The sequence below is a fragment of the Corynebacterium hansenii genome (assembly GCF_030408795.1).
In the GTDB taxonomy this organism is placed as follows: Bacteria; Actinomycetota; Actinomycetes; order Mycobacteriales; family Mycobacteriaceae; genus Corynebacterium; species Corynebacterium hansenii.
In genome coordinates, this window is the sequence record NZ_CP047211.1 from 2,867,408 (window position 1) to 2,885,053 (window position 17,646).

Annotated in this window: 19 protein-coding genes; 5 read left to right on the plus strand and 14 right to left on the minus strand. The window is 70.8% G+C overall.

The window, feature by feature from the left end; all coding sequences use genetic code 11:
- The first annotated feature begins 186 nt into the window (after positions 1 to 186).
- Positions 187 to 1,590, plus strand: a complete 1,404-nt coding sequence (locus CHAN_RS12750) for an HNH endonuclease signature motif containing protein (RefSeq protein WP_290290306.1) — start codon at positions 187 to 189, stop codon at positions 1,588 to 1,590.
- A gap of 11 nt (positions 1,591 to 1,601) precedes the next feature.
- Here CHAN_RS12750 and purT read toward each other — a convergent pair whose 3' ends face one another.
- Genes purT through CHAN_RS12770 form a run of 4 tightly spaced genes read right to left on the minus strand, consistent with a single transcriptional unit; the run spans position 1,602 to position 5,741 of the window.
- Entirely contained in the window at positions 1,602 to 2,813 is a 1,212-nt protein-coding gene (gene purT / locus CHAN_RS12755; RefSeq protein ID WP_290290308.1) for a formate-dependent phosphoribosylglycinamide formyltransferase, read from the minus strand.
- Positions 2,814 to 2,858: 45 nt separating this feature from the next.
- Positions 2,859 to 3,497 carry a DUF4232 domain-containing protein gene (locus CHAN_RS12760; RefSeq protein ID WP_290290309.1) on the minus strand — a complete coding sequence of 213 codons (639 nt, stop codon included), beginning with the start codon at positions 3,495 to 3,497 and terminating at the stop codon, positions 2,859 to 2,861.
- A 37-nt stretch (positions 3,498 to 3,534) separates the two neighbouring features.
- Positions 3,535 to 4,446, minus strand: a complete 912-nt coding sequence (locus CHAN_RS12765) for a nucleoside hydrolase (protein ID WP_290290311.1) — start codon at positions 4,444 to 4,446, stop codon at positions 3,535 to 3,537.
- Positions 4,447 to 4,451: 5 nt separating this feature from the next.
- A complete protein-coding gene (locus CHAN_RS12770) occupies positions 4,452 to 5,741 on the minus strand; it encodes an adenylosuccinate synthase (RefSeq protein ID WP_048739726.1) in 1,290 nt (429 codons plus the stop codon).
- A gap of 50 nt (positions 5,742 to 5,791) precedes the next feature.
- Here CHAN_RS12770 and CHAN_RS12775 point away from each other — a divergent pair, with 50 nt between their 5' ends.
- Complete coding sequence (locus tag CHAN_RS12775; RefSeq protein WP_290290314.1) at positions 5,792 to 6,616, plus strand: hypothetical protein; 825 nt, start codon at positions 5,792 to 5,794, stop codon at positions 6,614 to 6,616.
- Between the two features lie 9 nt (positions 6,617 to 6,625).
- Here CHAN_RS12775 and CHAN_RS12780 read toward each other — a convergent pair whose 3' ends face one another.
- Genes CHAN_RS12780 through CHAN_RS12825 form a run of 10 tightly spaced genes read right to left on the minus strand, consistent with a single transcriptional unit; the run spans position 6,626 to position 15,045 of the window.
- A complete protein-coding gene (locus CHAN_RS12780) occupies positions 6,626 to 7,960 on the minus strand; it encodes an FUSC family protein (protein ID WP_053088022.1) in 1,335 nt (444 codons plus the stop codon).
- Positions 7,957 to 8,367 carry a DUF3151 domain-containing protein gene (locus CHAN_RS12785; protein WP_048739919.1) on the minus strand — a complete coding sequence of 137 codons (411 nt, stop codon included), beginning with the start codon at positions 8,365 to 8,367 and terminating at the stop codon, positions 7,957 to 7,959. The genes CHAN_RS12780 and CHAN_RS12785 overlap by 4 nt, the downstream gene beginning before the upstream one ends.
- Before the next feature lie 8 nt (positions 8,368 to 8,375).
- Complete coding sequence (locus tag CHAN_RS12790) at positions 8,376 to 8,690, minus strand: DMT family transporter (RefSeq protein WP_290290318.1); 315 nt, start codon at positions 8,688 to 8,690, stop codon at positions 8,376 to 8,378.
- Positions 8,691 to 8,735: 45 nt separating this feature from the next.
- Entirely contained in the window at positions 8,736 to 9,632 is an 897-nt protein-coding gene (locus CHAN_RS12795) for an ornithine cyclodeaminase family protein (RefSeq protein WP_290290320.1), read from the minus strand.
- Entirely contained in the window at positions 9,623 to 10,825 is a 1,203-nt protein-coding gene (locus tag CHAN_RS12800) for a glycoside hydrolase family 76 protein (RefSeq protein ID WP_048739719.1), read from the minus strand. Before CHAN_RS12800 ends, CHAN_RS12795 begins: the two co-directional genes overlap by 10 nt.
- A gap of 59 nt (positions 10,826 to 10,884) precedes the next feature.
- On the minus strand, positions 10,885 to 11,556 hold the full coding sequence (locus CHAN_RS12805; RefSeq protein WP_290290322.1) for a TrmH family RNA methyltransferase: 672 nt from the start codon (positions 11,554 to 11,556) through the stop codon (positions 10,885 to 10,887).
- A complete protein-coding gene (locus CHAN_RS12810) occupies positions 11,553 to 12,314 on the minus strand; it encodes a lysoplasmalogenase (RefSeq protein WP_290290324.1) in 762 nt (253 codons plus the stop codon). The genes CHAN_RS12805 and CHAN_RS12810 overlap by 4 nt, the downstream gene beginning before the upstream one ends.
- A gap of 4 nt (positions 12,315 to 12,318) precedes the next feature.
- Positions 12,319 to 12,873 carry an orotate phosphoribosyltransferase gene (pyrE, locus tag CHAN_RS12815; RefSeq protein ID WP_290290326.1) on the minus strand — a complete coding sequence of 185 codons (555 nt, stop codon included), beginning with the start codon at positions 12,871 to 12,873 and terminating at the stop codon, positions 12,319 to 12,321.
- On the minus strand, positions 12,870 to 14,192 hold the full coding sequence (locus tag CHAN_RS12820) for a TtfA family protein (RefSeq protein WP_290290328.1): 1,323 nt from the start codon (positions 14,190 to 14,192) through the stop codon (positions 12,870 to 12,872). The genes pyrE and CHAN_RS12820 overlap by 4 nt, the downstream gene beginning before the upstream one ends.
- A gap of 25 nt (positions 14,193 to 14,217) precedes the next feature.
- Positions 14,218 to 15,045, minus strand: a complete 828-nt coding sequence (locus CHAN_RS12825) for a sulfurtransferase (protein ID WP_290290329.1) — start codon at positions 15,043 to 15,045, stop codon at positions 14,218 to 14,220.
- Positions 15,046 to 15,115: 70 nt separating this feature from the next.
- Between CHAN_RS12825 and CHAN_RS12830 the strand changes: the two genes are divergently transcribed.
- The 3 genes from CHAN_RS12830 (at position 15,116) to CHAN_RS12840 (ending at position 17,193) form a co-directional block, all read left to right on the plus strand.
- Positions 15,116 to 15,925: an SDR family oxidoreductase gene (locus tag CHAN_RS12830; RefSeq protein WP_048739707.1), complete on the plus strand. Its 810-nt coding sequence runs from the start codon at positions 15,116 to 15,118 to the stop codon at positions 15,923 to 15,925.
- Positions 15,926 to 16,003: 78 nt separating this feature from the next.
- Positions 16,004 to 16,510 (plus strand): hypothetical protein, encoded by a 507-nt coding sequence (locus CHAN_RS12835; RefSeq protein ID WP_290290333.1) that lies wholly within the window; start codon positions 16,004 to 16,006, stop codon positions 16,508 to 16,510.
- A 260-nt stretch (positions 16,511 to 16,770) separates the two neighbouring features.
- Positions 16,771 to 17,193 (plus strand): hypothetical protein, encoded by a 423-nt coding sequence (locus CHAN_RS12840; RefSeq protein WP_290290335.1) that lies wholly within the window; start codon positions 16,771 to 16,773, stop codon positions 17,191 to 17,193.
- Positions 17,194 to 17,646: the final 453 nt, after the last annotated feature.

Sequence of the window (17,646 nt, forward strand, 5' to 3'; positions counted from 1 at the left end):
CTTGCGGCGTTTCCGATGTCGCGAGGGTTCCGTTTCCCTAGTCGAACACCTGATCGATTTTCGAGCGATCCGGGGCCTTTTCTCGCAGCCTCAATCCGGCGCGTGTTCTAGTGTGCGAACTGACGGACGAAGAGGAGATCGCGTGCGGGGCGCGATCGGCGGCCGTCGGATACCGGGGGAACTGCGATGCGGGATCACGCATCCGATCCGAGACCAAGTCAATCGAGACCAACCCACCAAGCCCAAACCAACCACCGTCCCAACGCCTACGACGCCGCTTGCTCGACCGACGCGGCCCGGTGGGCGCACGAGTTCGCGACGGCGCTGTCCATCGTCGGCATCCGGCGCAACCGTGACGATCTGCGCATCGCGGAAGCCTGCGCGCCGCCCGACGGGACCGGCGACGTCGCCGATCACCTCGCCCACGTGGCGCTGCAGTTGGGCATGACGCCGGGCGTGGCGGAATCGTACGTCGACGTCGGCGTGATGCTGCGGAGGTTCCCGCGGCTGGCGCGGGTGCTCCGGAGCCGCGGCCACCTGCCGTTTTCCCATCTGCGGGTGCTCGCCGGCTGCACGCTGACCGCACCCGACGAGATCCTTGCCGAGCTCGAGGACCGCCTGCTTCCGCTGGTCCTGCCCAAGCGCGACGGGCAGGCGTTGAAGGGGTGGCGGGCGCTGCACAATCGGGTCCAGGAGGTCATCGGGCGGATCGAGCCCCTGGCCCGGCCCCGCGACATCGACGCGGATCACACGGATGCGCCCGATCCGGATGCGGACCCGGACGCGCCGCCCGAAGAGTTCATCACCGTCGAGGAAGGCGGGCGAACGGACCTGCTGATGGCCCAGATGGACAAGGCGAGGGCGTTCGAGGTGATGGCCGTCCTCGACGCGATCTGCGCGAAGGAAGGCTGCTCGCGGGTGGAGGCGCTGACCCACTTGGTGAGGGGCACGTGCGAGGTGACGGTGACGTTGAACGTCTACAAGAGCTGGGAAACCGGCGACACCTGGGTGCCGGGCGCCGGCGGGTGGGTCGACGGGGCCTTCGCCGAGGACTGGGTGGCCATGGCCGACGGAGCCCGACTCTGCGGCGACTCCGCCACCGGCGGTTATGCGCCGTCGGACGCGCAGAAGGCGTTCATCATCGGCCGCGACGGCACCTGCCGATTCCCCGGCTGCGACCGCCCAGCCCACCACACCGAGGCCGACCACGTGGAGAACTTCGATCACGAGAACCCGGAGGCCGGCGGCGCGACCGACACGGAGAACCTCCACTGCCTGTGCAAGAAGCACCACGACCTGAAGACGCGGAAGATGTGGGACGTTCTTCGCAAGCCCGACGGCACCGAATACTGGACGTCGCGCTCCACCGGCCTCGTCGCGGTCAGCGTGCCCTCCGGGCCGCTCGCCGGCGCGCACCGCACGAACTTCACCGCCCGGCAGATGCGCAGGCGCCGCACGCTGGCCGAGCACAACGAAAAGCGGCTGCGGATCCTCGAAAACGAGCGCCGCATCGCCGCCGAGGCCCGGGAAGCCCGGCGCCGCGCCGACGAGGAAAGGAAGAAGCTCGACGACGCTCTGTGGGCGGCGTGATGGCCGGCCGCTTAATCCACCGAGACGCTCAGCGCCGACGCGGCCTTGAACGCGTTTTCGCGTGCGGCGTCGACGTCCTCGGCGGTGGACACGGCCACGCCCATGCGGCGGCGGTCATGAGCCTCCGGCTTGCCGAAGATGCGCACGTCCGTCTCGGGCACCGCCATGGCTTCGGCGAGCCCGGAATACTTCGGGGCGGGGCCGTCGCACTTGCCGTACACGACGGCCGACGCACCCGGCGTCGTCAGCGTGACGTCGATGGGCAGCCCCAGGATCGCCCGCGCGTGGAGCTCGAACTCCGAGAACCGCTGCGTGCCCATGGTGACCAGCCCCGTGTCATGCGGGCGGGGGCTGACCTCGGAGAACCACACGTCGTCGCCGCGGACGAACAACTCCACGCCGAAAATGCCGCGACCGCCCAGCGCACCCGTGATGCGGGCGGCGACGGAACGGGCGTTGTCCAGCGCGACCTGCGACATCGGCATCGGCTGCCAGGACTCGACGTAATCGCCGTCGACCTGGCGGTGGCCGATGGGTTCGCAGAACCACGTCGCCGGCTCGCCCGTCGCGGGATCGATGGAGCGGACGGTGAGCAGGGTGATCTCGTAGTCGAAGTCGACGAAACCCTCCACGATGACGCGGCCCGACGACACCCGGCCGCCGCTCATCGCGTGCTCCCACGCGGCGGGGACGTCGGCGGCGGCGCGGACGGTGGACTGGCCCTTGCCGGACGAGCTCATCACGGGCTTGACGACGCACGGCAGCCCGACTTCGTCGACCGCATCGAGGAATTCCTCGCGGGTGGACGCGAAGCGGTAGCGCGATGTCGGCAAGCCGATCTCCTCGGCCGCCAGGCGGCGGATGCCCTCGCGGTTCATGGTCAGCTGCGCGGCGCGGGCGGTCGGGATGACGGTGACGTCGCCGGCGTCCTCGAGCTCCACCAGCGCGTCGGTGGCCAGCGCCTCGATCTCCGGGACGATGAAGTGCGGGCGAACCTCCGCGACCAGGTCCTTGACGGCCTGCCCGTCGGTCATGTCCAGCTCATGCCAGAAATGCGCCACCTGGTGCGCCGGGGCGTGGGCGTACCGGTCGGCGGCGTGCACTTCGACGCCGAGGCGCTGGAACGCGATGGCCACCTCCTTGCCCAGCTCTCCGGAACCGAGCAGCAGCACTCGCGTTGCGCCACCCGTGTACGGGGTGCCGGTGGAAGTGGGGGTGAACATGGGATCTCCTCGTGGCATCGCGGCGTTACGACCCCCATCCTACGGTCAGCCCATCACCGACCCCGCCCACAGCATCACCGTCGGCGGATCCACGCAGATCTTCATCTGGTGGCTGATCGTCTCCAGCGCCTCGCGGGAGCCCGGCGGGTAGATGCGCAGACCCTGGGCATCGGCCGTCTTGCACCCGGATTCCGCCTCGACGCGAGACAGCCGGAGGGTGAACCTGGCGGGCCTCGACGGCGTCACCATCGCCTCCCGAGCCGGCTCCTCATTCCGCCCGGCCGCTTCGCCGACCTGGTTGCCCGCGCCGTCGACGGCGCTGACCCCGGGGAATCCGCGCAGGAAACACTGGCTGTCCCCGCGGTAATTCAGGGCGATGTGGATGTACTGCGAACCCGCCGCGCCTTCGACGCGCTCGATCGAGGGGATGAGGTCACTGGCCGGGCAGATGTCGCCGGGCGGGTCGGTCGGCAGGGTGAAAGTGGCGCCGCCTTCGCTTTCGGTCACGGTGTCGGTCTCGGTCGCCGTGCCGGTTTCGGTCTCGGTCTTGGTTTCGGTCTGCGTTTCGGTGACGGGGGCCGATTCCCCGTTTCCGCAGCCGGCCAGCAGCAATGCGGCGGCGATGGGGACGACCGCGACCGCGTACCGGCCTTTTCCGTGCTTGATGTCGCTCATGGTGTCCATGGCCGAACCATAGACTTTCCATTTGCCCCTGAAAATACTATTCCCGCAAGTACCCGGGATTCAGCGCCAGGACGCGCTCGAACTCGGCATGCACGTCGGACGGCTCCACGTGCGAGACGACGTCCACCGCACGCCCCTCCCCGCGCTCCACCGCACCACGGTCGCCGGCGACGGCACGCAGGGTCATGGGCTTTGCGACGGTCTCCACCGTCCCGCACGCGACCATTGCGGCGAAAAGGTCGTGGACCTGCGCCAAGTACCCGATGCCCTGCCCGCGGTGGAACCCGAAATAGAAGCGCAGGGCGTCGGCGACCACGTCGCCCAACTCGCCGGGGATCGCCCACCGCCCGACGTCCTCCGGCCGGACGATGATCGTCTCGGTGACGTCGAGGGGGCAGAGCACCAGCGGCGCGGAATCCTCCGCGAACACCGCCGCCACCGCATCCGGGTCGACCCAGAAATTCCACTCGGCCGTTGGCGTGGTGTTGCCGGGATGATCGACCGCGCCGCCCATGACCGTGATCCGCCCGAACGCCGCCGCCAACCCCGGGTACCGCGCGGCCGTGGTCAAGGGGCCGGTGATCAGGAGGTCGGCGGGACCGTCGTCAAGCACGCGCTTCCACAGGCCCGGCGCGGCGCCGGACGCGTCGCAGGCGCCCACCGACGGCGGGCGGGCGAAACCCAGGCCGAACTCGCCGTGGGTCTCCGGCGTGGTGGTCAGCGGGACCTTCAGCGGCGCGCCGAAACCCGCGGCGACCGGCACGTCCGGGCAGCCGCACAGGTCCAGCACCCAGCGGGAATTGCGCGCCGCCTGGCAGACGGTGGTGTTGCCGGCCGTCGCGGTGACCGCCGCCAGCTCGATCTCCCCCGCCCGGTGCAGACCGGCCAGGTAGATCAGCGCCAGCATGTCGTCGATGCCGGTGTCGACGTCGGCGACGAGGCGGCGCACGGCGATCAGTCCGCCAGCAGGTCGTTGACCACGATCGTCTGGTCGCGGCCCGGGCCGACGCCGACGTAGGAGATGCGGCAGCCCGACAGCTCCTCCAGGCGGGCCAGGTAATCGCGGGCCTTCTCCGGCAGCTCCTCGAGGGTGGTGCAGCCGGTGATGTCCTCGTCCCAGGCGGGCATGGTCTCGTAGATCGGCACCGCGTGGTGGAACTCGGACTGCGTCAGCGGCATCTCGTCGTGGCGGACGCCGTCGACGTCGTAGGCCACGCAGATCGGGATCTCGCCGATGCCGGTGAGCACGTCCAGCTTGGTCACGAACAGGTCCGTGAAACCGTTGACGCGCGACGCGTAGCGGGCCAGCACGGAGTCGTACCAGCCGCAGCGGCGCAGGCGGCCGGTGTTGACGCCCACCTCGCCGCCGGTGGTCTGCAGGAACTCGCCCCACTTGTCGAACAGCTCCGTCGGGAACGGGCCGGCGCCGACGCGGGTGGTGTACGCCTTGATGATGCCCAGCGTCGACGTGATCCGCGTCGGGCCGATGCCCGCGCCCACGCACGCGCCGCCCGACGTCGGGTTCGACGAGGTCACGAAGGGGTACGTGCCGTGGTCGACGTCGAGCATCGTCGCCTGGCCGCCCTCCATGAGGACGTGCTTGCCGGCGTCGAGGGCCTCGTTGAGCACGTACGCGGAGTCGACGACCATCGGCTTCAGGCGGTCCGCGTAGGACATGAAGTAGTCGAAGATGCGGTCGGCCTCGATGGCGCGGCGGTTGTACAGCTTCACCAGGATCTGGTTCTTCTGGTGCAGCGCGGCCTCGATCTTCTGGCGCAGGATCGACTCGTCGAAGATGTCCTGCACGCGCAGGCCCACGCGGCTGACCTTGTCGGCGTACGTCGGGCCGATGCCGCGGCCGGTGGTGCCGATGGCGCGCTTGCCCAGGAAGCGCTCGGTGACGCGGTCCAGAGTCTGGTGGTACGGCGCGACCATGTGGGCGTTGCCGGAAATGCGCAGCTTGGAGGTGTCCGCGCCGCGGGCCTCCAGGCCGTCGATCTCCTCGAACAGGGCCTCCAGGTTGACCACGCAGCCGTTGCCGATCATCGGCGTGGCGTTCTCCGACAGCACGCCGGCGGGCAGGAGCTTCAGCTCGTATTTCTCGCCGCCGACGACGACGGTGTGGCCCGCGTTGTTGCCGCCGTTGGGCTTGACCACGTAATCGACGCGGCCGCCGAGGATGTCGGTCGCCTTGCCCTTGCCCTCGTCGCCCCACTGGGCGCCCACCACGATGATTGCGGCCATGTCTCCACTCCAACAAGTCGGTTGATAAAACCCCCGGCTAGTGTAGTCCCATGCGGATTGTGGCGTTGCGATGCGGTGCGGACGGTTTTCCCCTCATCCCCGGCAGGCGCGATCTGGCGTTCCTCGACGACGTCGCGAAGCAGGCCCTGCCGCACGACGACAACCCGACGCCCGACGACATCGCGAAGGGCAAGGAGGTCCCGCACCTGGGCGCCCCGCGGCGCGCGCCGCAGCGGCCGAGCGAGCCGGTGCGGCTGATCGTCGAGGGCCCCGATGCGTCGCTGGCGGCGGTGGCCACGCACCTGATGCGCCGCAACCTGCTGTGGTTCGAGGTCGCCCACGTGCCCACCGCACCGTCGCCGGCGGCGCGGAACTGGGGGATCGACGGGTCCGGCGAGCACGGGCTGTCCCGGGCCGAGGCCGAAACGCGCCCCGTGCGCCCCGTGCCGCTGATCCGCGACGACACCGGCCAGGCGATCGTCGGTTTCGCGCTGCTGACCGAACCGGGCATCGACGGGACGTCCTCGCGCGGCGGCCTGCGCGGCGAGGTGTGGGTCGACAGCACGGAGCTGTTCTCCGGCACCTCGCACGGCGTCCAGGTCCGGCCGCTGCCGGACGCGCCGGGGCTGGTCGCCGCGGAGCTGCCGCCGCCCCCGGGCCGGCGCCGCGGACTGTTGCGCACGCGGCTTTCCGACGACGACGGCCTCGCCGACATGGCCGGGGCTCCCCGCACGCTGCATGAACCGGTGACGGGGCGCGCGATGCAGGCCGGCGGCCCCGGATTCCGCTACGTCCGCGACGGCGTGGAGGCGAAGAAGCCGCGGGAGAAGACCACCATCTACCGGCACCTGCTGGATCTGCAGCTGGTGCGGTAGGGCGCGGGGTCAGTCCCCGTCGTCGAGGTCCCACACCTCCGGCGGCATCGCCGGGCGCTCGGTGGTGGGCGGCAGGGCGGCGACGGCGGACAGCCGGGACAGGCCGCAGACCTGCAGCAGGTCGACGGTCAGCGAGCGGCACTGGGCGAAGATGACGATCTCCGACAGCGTCGCGCCCTCCACCACGGCCGGGCGCATCTTCGCGGCGAGGATGCGCAGCTCGCGGATCGCGGACTCGGGGGTCACGGGCGCGGTGTCGTCGTCGCCGGTCACCGCCGCGAAAGCGCCGGTCTTGGAGTCGTCGTGGGGCAGCTCGCCCCACTCGGGGATGTCGGCGAGCGACGGGGTGCCGTCGAGAAGCCTGCGGACCGTGGTCGCGGAGCGGCTGACCCCCATGACCAGCTCGACGAGCTCGGCGGAGACGTCCACGCTGTCCTCGGCGGAGGTCATGGCCCGGCGCGCCAGCACGCGGATGTTGCGCAGCGCGTTGTCCACCGGATAGACCACCCGGGCGAGCGAGCGGAACTGGCGGCGGCGATTCCACAGCAGCGGCGACAGCTGCACCTGCTCCACGCCGTCGGCGATGGTGCGGTCCATCAGCGTCACGTCGGCCTGCGACGCCCGCGCCACCTGCAGGCCGGCGCGGATGCGGTCGGGGTCGTGGTCCTCCAGGCCGCGGGCGACGTCGTAGAGGACGTCGGCGCCCAGGTCGAGCACCGTCGCCACGGTGCGGCGGGCCTCCGACACGGGGTTGCGCGGGATCAGCGCCATGACCATCACGCCGATCAGGCCGCCGACCAGGGCGTCGACCATGCGCTCGTAGGACAGCGTCGACCCCGGCGGCATGATCGTGGCGATGAGCACCGCCGACGACGCCGCCTGGTTGACCACCAACGGGCCGCGACCGACGAAGACGCCGATGATCATCGCCGCCAGCACGCCGACGGTCAGCTGCCACACGCCCGGCCCGAGCACCGAGAAGATGACGTCGCCGACGCCGACGCCCAGCGCCGCGCCGAGCACCAGCTCGAGCGAGAACTTCAGGCGCGGGCCCTCGACCATGACGTTCAGGCCGATGAACGCCGCCATCGGGGCGAAGAACGGGGTCGGGTGGCCCAGGACGTCCGACGCGACCCAGTACGCCAGGCCCGCGGCCAGCGCCGCCTGGATGACCAGCAGCCACCGCGTGCGCAGCCGCTCCACCCCGTGGAGGAACCGCGTGCGCGGGCGCATCCGGCGGCGCAGCGCCATGGCCGCGCGGGACGCGGGATGGCGCAGGGCCTCCAGGTATTCGGTGGCGTCGAGCCCCACGTCGCGGGGGTCGCGCGGCTGGCGGGGCGTCACAGGTTCGTGGCGGCCACCGCGGACTGATCGCAATCCTGGAGCAGGGCGAGGCAGCGGTCGTATTCGTCGTCTTCGCCGATGGCGCGGGCGGCCTTCGCCAGCGCGGAAATGGCGCGCAGGACGCCGCGGTTGGGTTCGTGCGACCACGGCACTGGGCCGAAGCCCTTCCAGCCGTTGCCGCGCAGCAGGTCCAGGCCGCGGTGGTAGCCGGTGCGGGCGAAGGCGTAGGCGGTGACGTCCTCGCCGCGGTCCAGCGCCGCCTCGGCGAGGTCGGCCCATGCCGCGGAGTCGCGCGGGCAGATGCGGATGACCTGGTCGGCGGGCTTGCCGTCGGCGCGCGCGGCCTCGGCGTCGTCGAACGCGGGCAGGTGCACCGGGGGCGGTGCCATCATGTCGTTGAGCTTCATGCGGCCCATCATGCCAGTGCTTTCAAGCCGACGATGCCGCCGACGATCATCGCCAGGAACAGCATCCTCGGCAGCGTCACGGGGTCGCCGTCGAACACCATCCCCCAGACGACGGTCAGCGTCGCGCCGACGCCGACCCACACCGCGTACGCCGTCCCCAACGGCAGTTCGCGCATCGCCCACGCCAGGCCGCCCATGGACACCGCCAGGGCGGAGAAGAAGATCACCGACGGCCACAGGCGCGTGAACCCGTCGGATTTGCCCAGGGCGATCGCCCACACGGCCTCGAAGGCCCCGGACGCGATGAGAATGAACCAGGCCATGGCGGCCACCCTTCCCGGCCGTCGTGTCGCCGAGCCCCGATGATGTCAAACGCGGGAGAGAATCTCCACCGCCACGGCCAGGTCCTCCCAGCTCATCCCGGCGGTCTTGAACACCACGGGCGCGCCGGAGTGCGCCAGTTCCAGGGCCAGGTCCCGCTTGACGACGACGTCGCGGAACTCCGTCCAATCGCCGCGTTCGAGATGCCCCTCCTCGACGGCGAGCATGACGTCGCCGCATTCGGTTTCGGCGACGTGGCCGTCTTCGACGATGACGCGGGCGCGGCCCATCAGCTCGCCGGGCAGCTCGCGCTTCTCGGGGTCGTGGGCGCCCATGGCCACGACGACGGCGTGGTCGGCGACGTCGGCGTCGGCGAGAACCGGCTCGGCGGCGGAGGTGGCGCAGACGATGAAGTCGGCGTCGGCCGGCAATTCCGTGGCCACCTCATGCGGCACGTCGCAGTCGATCTCGCGCGGGGTGCGCACGACGAACGTGACCTCCACGTCGCCGAACAGCTCCTCGGCGCCGAGAGCGTGGTGGACGGCCTGCGGGCCGGAGCCGATGATGGCCACGCGCAGCGGCGCGCCGGGGCGGCGGCGGGCGGAGACGATCTCCAGGACGCCCGCGAAGGACACCGCAGGAGTGCGCAGATCCGTCAGGGCCGGTCCGTCGAGGAGGGCCGTCGGGGCGAGCGTCGGGCCGTCGAAAAGCAGGTAGGCCCCCTGGATCCACGGGTCGCCGCCGACGGTGAGCAGCTTGACGCCCACGTGGTCGCGGTTGGCCGAGGGCATCAGCAGCATCTGCTTGCCGCGGGGCAGGTCGGCGCTGCCGCGGGGGATGTCGTCACTGGGATCGAGCCCGTCGAGCAGGGCGGCGCGCAGCACGTACGCCGCGCGGCCGACGGTCATGGCCGAACGCACGGCGCCGGAATCGATCATTCGCATGAGGGGCCCTTGTCCGGATCGGCCGCGGCCTTGCGGCGGGCGTCGCCGGCCACGCGGGCGGCGGCCTCCATGAGCATCCAGCCGGACAGCTGCACGGACAGGTCCCGCTCGCGGATGGCGCCCTCGCGCACCGCGCCGCCCACCGACGCCGCCACCAGGCCCCCGGCCTGCGGGAACGTGGCGTCCTTCGTCCAATCGGCCGGGAAGAGCGGCAGGCCGTCGACCTCGAGACGGTGCTGCCAGGCGCTGTTCGCCGACGCCAGCACCAGCCGGCGGGCGATGCGCGCGGCGGCGCGGTCGGTGCGGCCGTCGTCCGGCAGGCGCATCGCGGCGTCGGCCAGGTAACGCATGAGCACCCCGTTGAACAGGCCGCCGTCGCCGCCACCGCCGCCCTTGAGCACGCCCTCCGGCGTGGCCATGTCCTTGGCCACCGAATGGATGAGGTTGTGCAGGCGCGTCAGGTACCGCGTCGAGGCGTCCCGGTCGCCGCGCTCGCGCAGGGCCAGGGCGACCTCCAGGCACGCGCCGATCATGACGCCCTGGTTGTAGGTGTAGCGGCCGCGCTCGACGTCGACGCCGCTCATCGACAACCGCACGCCGTCGAGGATCAGCCCCGAGTCATCCACCAGGTTGTCGAAGATCCACTCCACCAGCGCGCAGGCCTCGTCCAGCCGCCCCGCCCGCGCGAACGCGATGGCCGCCGGGCCGTTTGCGGGCACGTTGAAGAACACGTCGCCCGTCCGCCACGGCAACACGCCCGTCGACGGGTCGATGCCCTCCACCAGCGAATGCAGCAGGCGGCGCGTGGTGCCGCGGGCGCCCCGGCCGACGTGACCGGCGCGGCCCAGGGCAAGCACCATCCACGCGCGATCGTCGAAATACCCGTTGGACGCCAGCGGCGACAGGTTGCGGATGCGGATGCCCCGGATCGTCGCCTGCACCGCCTTCGACTTCTCCCGCGACGGCACGCGCGCGGCGGCGTCGATCAGGCAATCGAGGTAATGCGCCTGCCACCAGTAGTGCCAGGTGATGAAGGCCTTGTGCGCCGGCGGGGCGGGCCACGACGGGACGGCCAGATTCGTGCCCGGCAGCCCCCACACCCTGGACGCGTGCCGGTCCCTGATCGCCTGCTCGGCGACATCGGCCCGGTAGGCCCAGTTCTCGACCTCCGTCCGCGACATCCTGGTCACCACGCGGCTCTCCTCTCCCGTACTGGCGGGTTACCACGTTCAGTCTACGTGCGGTAGCGGATTCACCACGCGGCGTCGAGATCGGCATGCGCGCGCACCCAGGCGTGCATGGCTATTCCGGCGGCGACGCCGGCGTTGATGGACCGCGTCGACCCGAATTGGGCGATGGAGACGGTCATGTCGGCCGCCCGCCGCGCCGTCTCGGTGACGCCGGGGCCCTCCTGGCCGAAGAGCAGCAGGCATTCGCGCGGCAGCTCCGCCGTCTCCAGCGGCACCGACCCGGGCACGTTGTCCACGGCGACGACGGCCAGGCCGCGCTCGCGGGCCCAGGCGACGACCTCGTCGACGGTGTCGTGGTGGTGCAGGTGCTGGTAGCGGTCGGTGACCATGGCGCCGCGCCGGTTCCAGCGCCGCCGGCCCACGATGTGCACCGCCGCGGCGGCGAAGGCGTTGGCGGTGCGCACGACGGTGCCGATGTTCGCGTCGTTCTCGAAGTTCTCTATGGCCACGTGCAGCGGGTGCCGCCGCGCGTCGATGTCGGCGACGATGGCCTCGCGCGTCCAGTAGCGGTAGGCGTCCACGACGTTGCGGCGGTCGCCCTCGCGCAGGAGTTCGGGGTCGTACCGCGGGTCATCCGGCACGGCTTCGCCGGGGTGCTCCTCCGCCCACGGCCCGACCCCGACGCGCGGGGCCCCCCACTCGGTGGGGCCGGGCTGATCGGTCCCGTCGGTCACTTCCGGCCGAGCTCCAGGATGCCGTCGACGAGCAGCAGCTGCGCCGCGGTGTAGGTGTCCATGACCCCGGCGTCCAGCAGCTTGCCGACGACGCCGTCCTCCCCCACCAGCGCGCGCAGCATCAGCAGCGCATCCGAGATGAGGAAGAGGTTGCCGCCGTGGCCGATGCCGAAGCGCGGGTCCTTGGACTCCGAATCCAGCCCGGCGACCAGGTTGCCGTCGTCGCCGAGCATCGAGGTGGTGGTCAGCAGGAAGCCGTAGCCGGCCGCCGCGGGCAGCAGGTCCGGCCGCGACAGCGCCGCACCGGCGACGGAGCCGGCCCACAGCGGGTAACGCGCCACGGAGCGGAACCGGTTCGGGCGCGCACCGGCGTCGTAAAGCATCTTCTGGTACGCGATCTGGTTGACCGCGAACGCCGCGGCGCCCTTGTTCAGGTCGTTCTTGCGCGGCATGAGCACCAGGTCGCCGATCCAGCCGGCGGCCAGGCCGACGAGCAGGCCGGCGGTGACGGCGGGGCGGGTCTCGTGGCGGCGGCGCACCACCGAGGCGGCGAGCAGCGGCATGAGCAGCGTCTTGGACACCTTGCGGGGCTTTTCGGCGCCCAGCGCGGAAGAGACGACGTTGACCGCCGCGGCGCCGATGTAGCCGGCCCGCTCGGGTTCGCGGGTGGCGCGGGTGACGGCGGCGATCAGCGCGCCAGCGCCCTCCGACGTGCGGCGCGCGGCCGCCTGCTTGAAGGTCTCGCGGGTCCATCCCATGCCCCTACTCCAATCCCAGATCGGCGAGGCCGAGGAGGAAGCGGTATTCCAGCCCCTCGGCGCGGATGACGTCGGCGGCGCCGGTGTCGCGGTCGACGACGGTGGCCACGCCCACGACGTCGGCGCCGGCCTCGCGCAGCGCGGCGACGGCGGTCAGCGGCGAGTTGCCGGTGGTGGTGGTGTCCTCGACGACGAGGACCTTCGCGCCCTCGATGTCCGGTCCCTCGACGCGGCGCTGCATGCCGTGCTTCTTGGCCTCCTTGCGCACCACGAACGCGTCGATGGCGCGGCCGTCGGCGTGCATGACGGACGTGGCCACCGGGTCGGCGCCCAGCGTCAGGCCGCCCACGGCGGCGTAATCCCAGTCGGCGGTGAGTTCGCGCAGCAGTTCGCCGATCAGCCGGGACGCCCCGTGGTGCAGCGTCGCGCGGCGCAGGTCGACGTAGTAGTCGGCTTCCTTGCCGGAGGACAGCGTCACCCGGCCGTGGACGACGGCCAGTTCCTTGACCAGTTCGGCGAGCTCCGCGAGCTTCTTTTCGTCTACCTGGGGTCTGTTCATTCCTGGTCGTCCTTTTCTGGGTCTGTTTCTGCGTCTGGCGTGGCGTCGCCGAAGATCACCGCGGGCCCGGAGTCCGGGCGGATGATCCGCCCTCCGGTGACGGCGGCCCGGCTGTGTTCGGGATCCTCCCCCAGCGCGGGCAGGTCCGCGCCGGATTCTCCCAAATCGCGGAACTCGCCGTCGCCCATCCGCTTTCCGACGGACCGCGTGGGCGTGTCCAGCGGATCCCCCGAAGCGGCCGGGGGCCGCCAGGAGGGCGTCTCCTCGGCGGGTTCGGCCGAGGCGGGTGCGGCGGGGGCGGTGCCGAGAGGCCGCAGGTGGCCCGGCGCGGACGGGGCGTCGGAGGCCGTCGGGCGGGTGGGGTCGCGGTGGGCGGGGTCGAGTTCGCCGATGGACCCCGGCGACGGCGGCAGCCGGCGGGCGATGTCGGCGAAACCGGCGATGGGCGCCAGCGCGGCATCCCAATCGTCGGGGCCGGAGCCGTCGGCGAAGGCGCCGATGACCCACTCGCCCTCCGCCCACGCCGCCGTGATGGATTCGGGGAGGGACCGCAGCACCCGGTGGGCGCGGTTGTCGAAGATGCGGTGGATGACCGCCGGGTCGGTGGCGGAGACGGTCACGCCGTCCTCCACGCCGACTTCGGGCAGGTCGGTGCGGCCGTCGCGGGAGAACTCCATGATCTCGTCGGAGGGCACCGGGCGGCGCAGCGCCAGCAGCGTCACCCCGCCGATGTCGCACAGGTGCATTTCGCGGCCGTGGGCGAAACCGCTGACCACGTCGCGGGCGTCGCCCTCCGGGACGCGCTCCCACCACGACGCCACCTCGGGGTCGATCTTGTGGAAATCCGCCTTCCGGTCCAACGCCCACGCCTTCCGCGCGCGCCGCGCGTTCATGCCCGCCAGCGGGCCGACGTGGCGCAGCTCCTCGCGGGTGGGGAACCGCGGCGCGAACGACGGGCGGGACCGGCGCTTGGGGGAACCCTCCCCCAGATCGAGCGGCTCGTCATCGGGGTCGGGGTCGGGCTCGGGGTCGGTTTCGGGCTGAACTTCTGGCTCGGCTGCAACCTCGTCCTCGACTTCAACCACGTCAAGGGGTTCCGCGACGGCCTCGGCCTCGACTTCCGCTTCGGCCTCGGCCTCGGGTTCCGGCTCGGGCTCCGTCTTCTCGGCCTCTTCCGGCTCGGGGGCCGGCTCCACGGGAACGGCGGCGGCGTCGTCAAGCGAACGCGACGCCCCCGCGCGGCGGCGCGCGTCCAGGAAGAACAGCGCCGCACCCGCGCCCAGCAGCGCGATCCCGAGGAGAATGAAGAGGTAAGTCATCGTGGGGACAGTCTATGCGGCTGCCTCACAGGCGGACGATGGGCCGCGCCGGATCACCCGCCCACTTCGACCAACCGCCGATGAACAGCGACGCGCCGGGCATCCCGGCCTCGTGCATCGCCTGGATGAACAGCGACGAATGCAGGCCCGACCCGGAATACACGGCGACCTGATCGCCCGAGGTCACGCCGACCTCGGCGAGCTTGGCGCGGATGTCCTCGGCGGGCAGGAACTCGCCGTCGCGCTGCAGCGCGCGGACCGGCAGGTTCACCGCCCCCGGGATGTGCCCGGCCTGCAGGTCCAGGCGCTCGGCGCGGCCCTGGAAGCGGGGCAGTTCGCGGGCGTCGATGAGCACGCCCTTGCCGGGCCACGCGGCGACCTCGTCGACGTCGACGACCGGGAGGTTGCCCGCGGTGACCGTCAGATCGCCCGGCTGCGGGAGGTTGCCCGGGCCGCCGGCGGTGTCGAAGCCCTCCTCCTCCCAGCCGCGCAGGCCGCAGCGCAGCACCTTGACGTCCTTGATGCCCGCCCACGTGAGAATCCACCACGCGCGCGCCGCCAGCAGGCCGTCGCCCTTGTCGTAGACGACGACCTCGTGCTCGTCGGTCAGGCCCCACCGGTCGACGGCGTCCTGGACGCGCGCCAGCTCCGGCAGGGGGTTGCGGCCGTGCTCGCGGTCGGGGATGCCGACCAGGTCATACGTCGGGTCCGAGAAGAGTGCCAGCGGAATGTGGGCCATGGTGTAGTGGCAGTAGGACGACCGGTCGCGGGACCAGCGGGTGTCGATGATCGCGATGCGGCGCCCGGCCTGGATGCGGCCATGGAGTTCCCGTGCGGAGATGCAGGTGCTCATACCGGTAGAGCCTAGATCCGAACGCCCGAATCCGCCGCGCCGCAGGTGGCCGTCGCTATAGCCTGGCGGCATGAACCAGATCAAGCGCACCGCATTCATCACCGGGGCCGCACAGGGCATCGGCCGCCGCACCGCCGAACTCCTTCTGGACCGCGGCTGGACCGTCGGCGTATACGACATTTCCGACGACGTCGCCTGGGCCGAGGGCCGCCCCGGCGCGGTGACCGGGCACCTGGACGTCCGCGACGCCGAAGAGTGGCGCGAGGCCCTGAAGTCCTTCGCCGAAGTCGCCGGCGGCATCGACGTGCTGGTGAACAACGCCGGCGTGCTCTACGGCGGGCCGTTCGAGGACGCGGGCACCGACGTCGACGAGCGGATCATCGACGTCAACGTCAAGGGCGTCGCGCTGGGCGCGAAGCTGGGGCTGCCGCACCTGAAGAAGTCGCGCGGCCAGATGATCAACCTGGCGTCGGCCTCCGCGATCTACGGCACGCCGGACATGGCCATGTACTCGGCATCGAAGTTCGCCGTCCGCGGCCTGACCGAGGCCCTGGATTACGAGTGGCGCCCGCACGGCATCCGCGTCGCCGCCGTCTGGCCGCTGTACGCCGACACCGGGATGCTCGACGGCGTGGCCACCACCGGCACGTCGCGCCTGGGCATCCGCCTGACGGCCGACGACGTGGCCAAGGGCGTCATCGACTGCATCGACGTCGGGTACGAGGACGGCGAGCGCCGCACCCCGCGCTCCCCCGCCAAGGTGCACTTCCCCGTGGGCCTGCAGGCCAAGGTGCTGTTCGCCACCTCGCACATGTCGCCGGCGTTCCTGACGCGATTCGTCAACGGCAAGCTGACCACCAAGCGGAAGATCGGGTTCTAGGGCTTTTTGCTTGGCGACGGGCCGGGCAGCGGCCCGGAAACGGTTGCCGCCGCGGGCGGGCGCGCATAATTTTGAGTGATGTACAACACCCGAATGAAGCGCCGCCTGCGTCTCGCAGCCCCCATCCTCACCGCGTCCCTGCTCCTCGCCGCCTGCGGCGGTGACGGGGACGCCGGAAAGAACGACGACGCCGCCGGCGGCAGCGGGGCGGCGACCACGTCCGCCGACGCCGGTGCCGGTGCCTCGCAGGAGACGTCGAAGCCCGCCGAGAAGCCGAAGGGCCCGCCGGCCGAGCAGGACGCCGACGGCATCGAGCTGTCCATCACCGACGCCCGCCCCTCCGAGGCCCTTCCGAATGGCGCCACCATCGGCGTCAGCTGGTCGGTCCAGCCGGACGCTTCGGGCACCTGCGACTTCATGCTGACCGTCTACGACCAGACCGGCGAAACCCTGACCGCCACGCCGGGCACCGCGTGCCAGAGCAAGATCGAACTGAACCTGATGGGCTACGACGTCAAGGAATTCACCGTCGCCCTGAAAGCCGGCGACAAGATGGCCGTGCGGAAGAAGGCGGTGGAGGGGTGAGGTTCCTGCTCCGGGCCTAGATCCCGATCGTCTCGCGCGCGTGCTCCACGGCCGCACCGAAGAACCCGATGGCGAAGCCGGGGTCGGTGAAGATCGAGCTGATGATGTCGAGCATGCGTGGTTCCTTCCGTAGTTTGCCCGTCACTCGGGGGCAGCACATGAGAAGTAACACGCGAGACGGCGCAGGCCCGGGAGGCGCGCACCGTGTCTGAAATGGGAACACTGTTGATTCCCGTCCGGCGGCGGAATACTTTTAGGTGATGAACGCCACCACGCTGGTTCGCCGCTCCTCCCTCGCCTCGACGCTGGCCGTGGCCGCGCTGGCGATCGCGGCGTGCGGGACGGATGAGTTGCCGGCCGAGACGTCGGAAAGCAAAAGCAAAGGCAGCATCGAGCTGAAAGTGACGCCGGACGGGCCGATCACCCTCGACGAGTCCGGTACCGCGAAGTACAACGTCGACTGGGAAGCCAAAGCCCAGGGCGACGACGAGACGTGCGAGTTCGTGCTCACCGTCACCGCCCCCGGCGACGAAGTCCTGCACACGGTGCCCGTGACCGGGTGCGACAGCTCGATGGCCATGACCCTCGTCGACGGCGCCGGCGAAATGAAATCCGGCGAGTACCGCGTCGAACTCGAACGCGACAACGAACGCGCCGAGGAGCGGTTCACGGTGAAGAAGTAGGGGACTCAGACCCTGGCCACACCGGCAACACCCTCGCGGGCTTCTCAGCGTCCCACCCTCGGCCACATAACCTGTGAACTCAACATTTCGACGGAGCTATAATTATAGCTTATTCGATCTGCCGAAAGCTCTGGGACCCACTACAATAGCCACGATCGCACACTTCGATACATTTTTGCCCGCAACATGCCAGCACCCCCGGCCCCACTGCAGGACAAAAGCGATACCCTCAGGCGATATAGACAATTCGACAAACGGAATCACGCAATGCGCTAGCCGGTCGACATATCCAAGCCAAGCGAACCCACTCCCCCAGAGTACCCAAAACGGAATAAAACCAAGTCCAGATGGACCACCACCGAAAACGTCGCGAACTTTTCAACCGGAATCAAAAGTACCAGAGACTGTTTATCGCCGCGACCCCGAGAACAGCACAACCGAGCCGATAAAGAG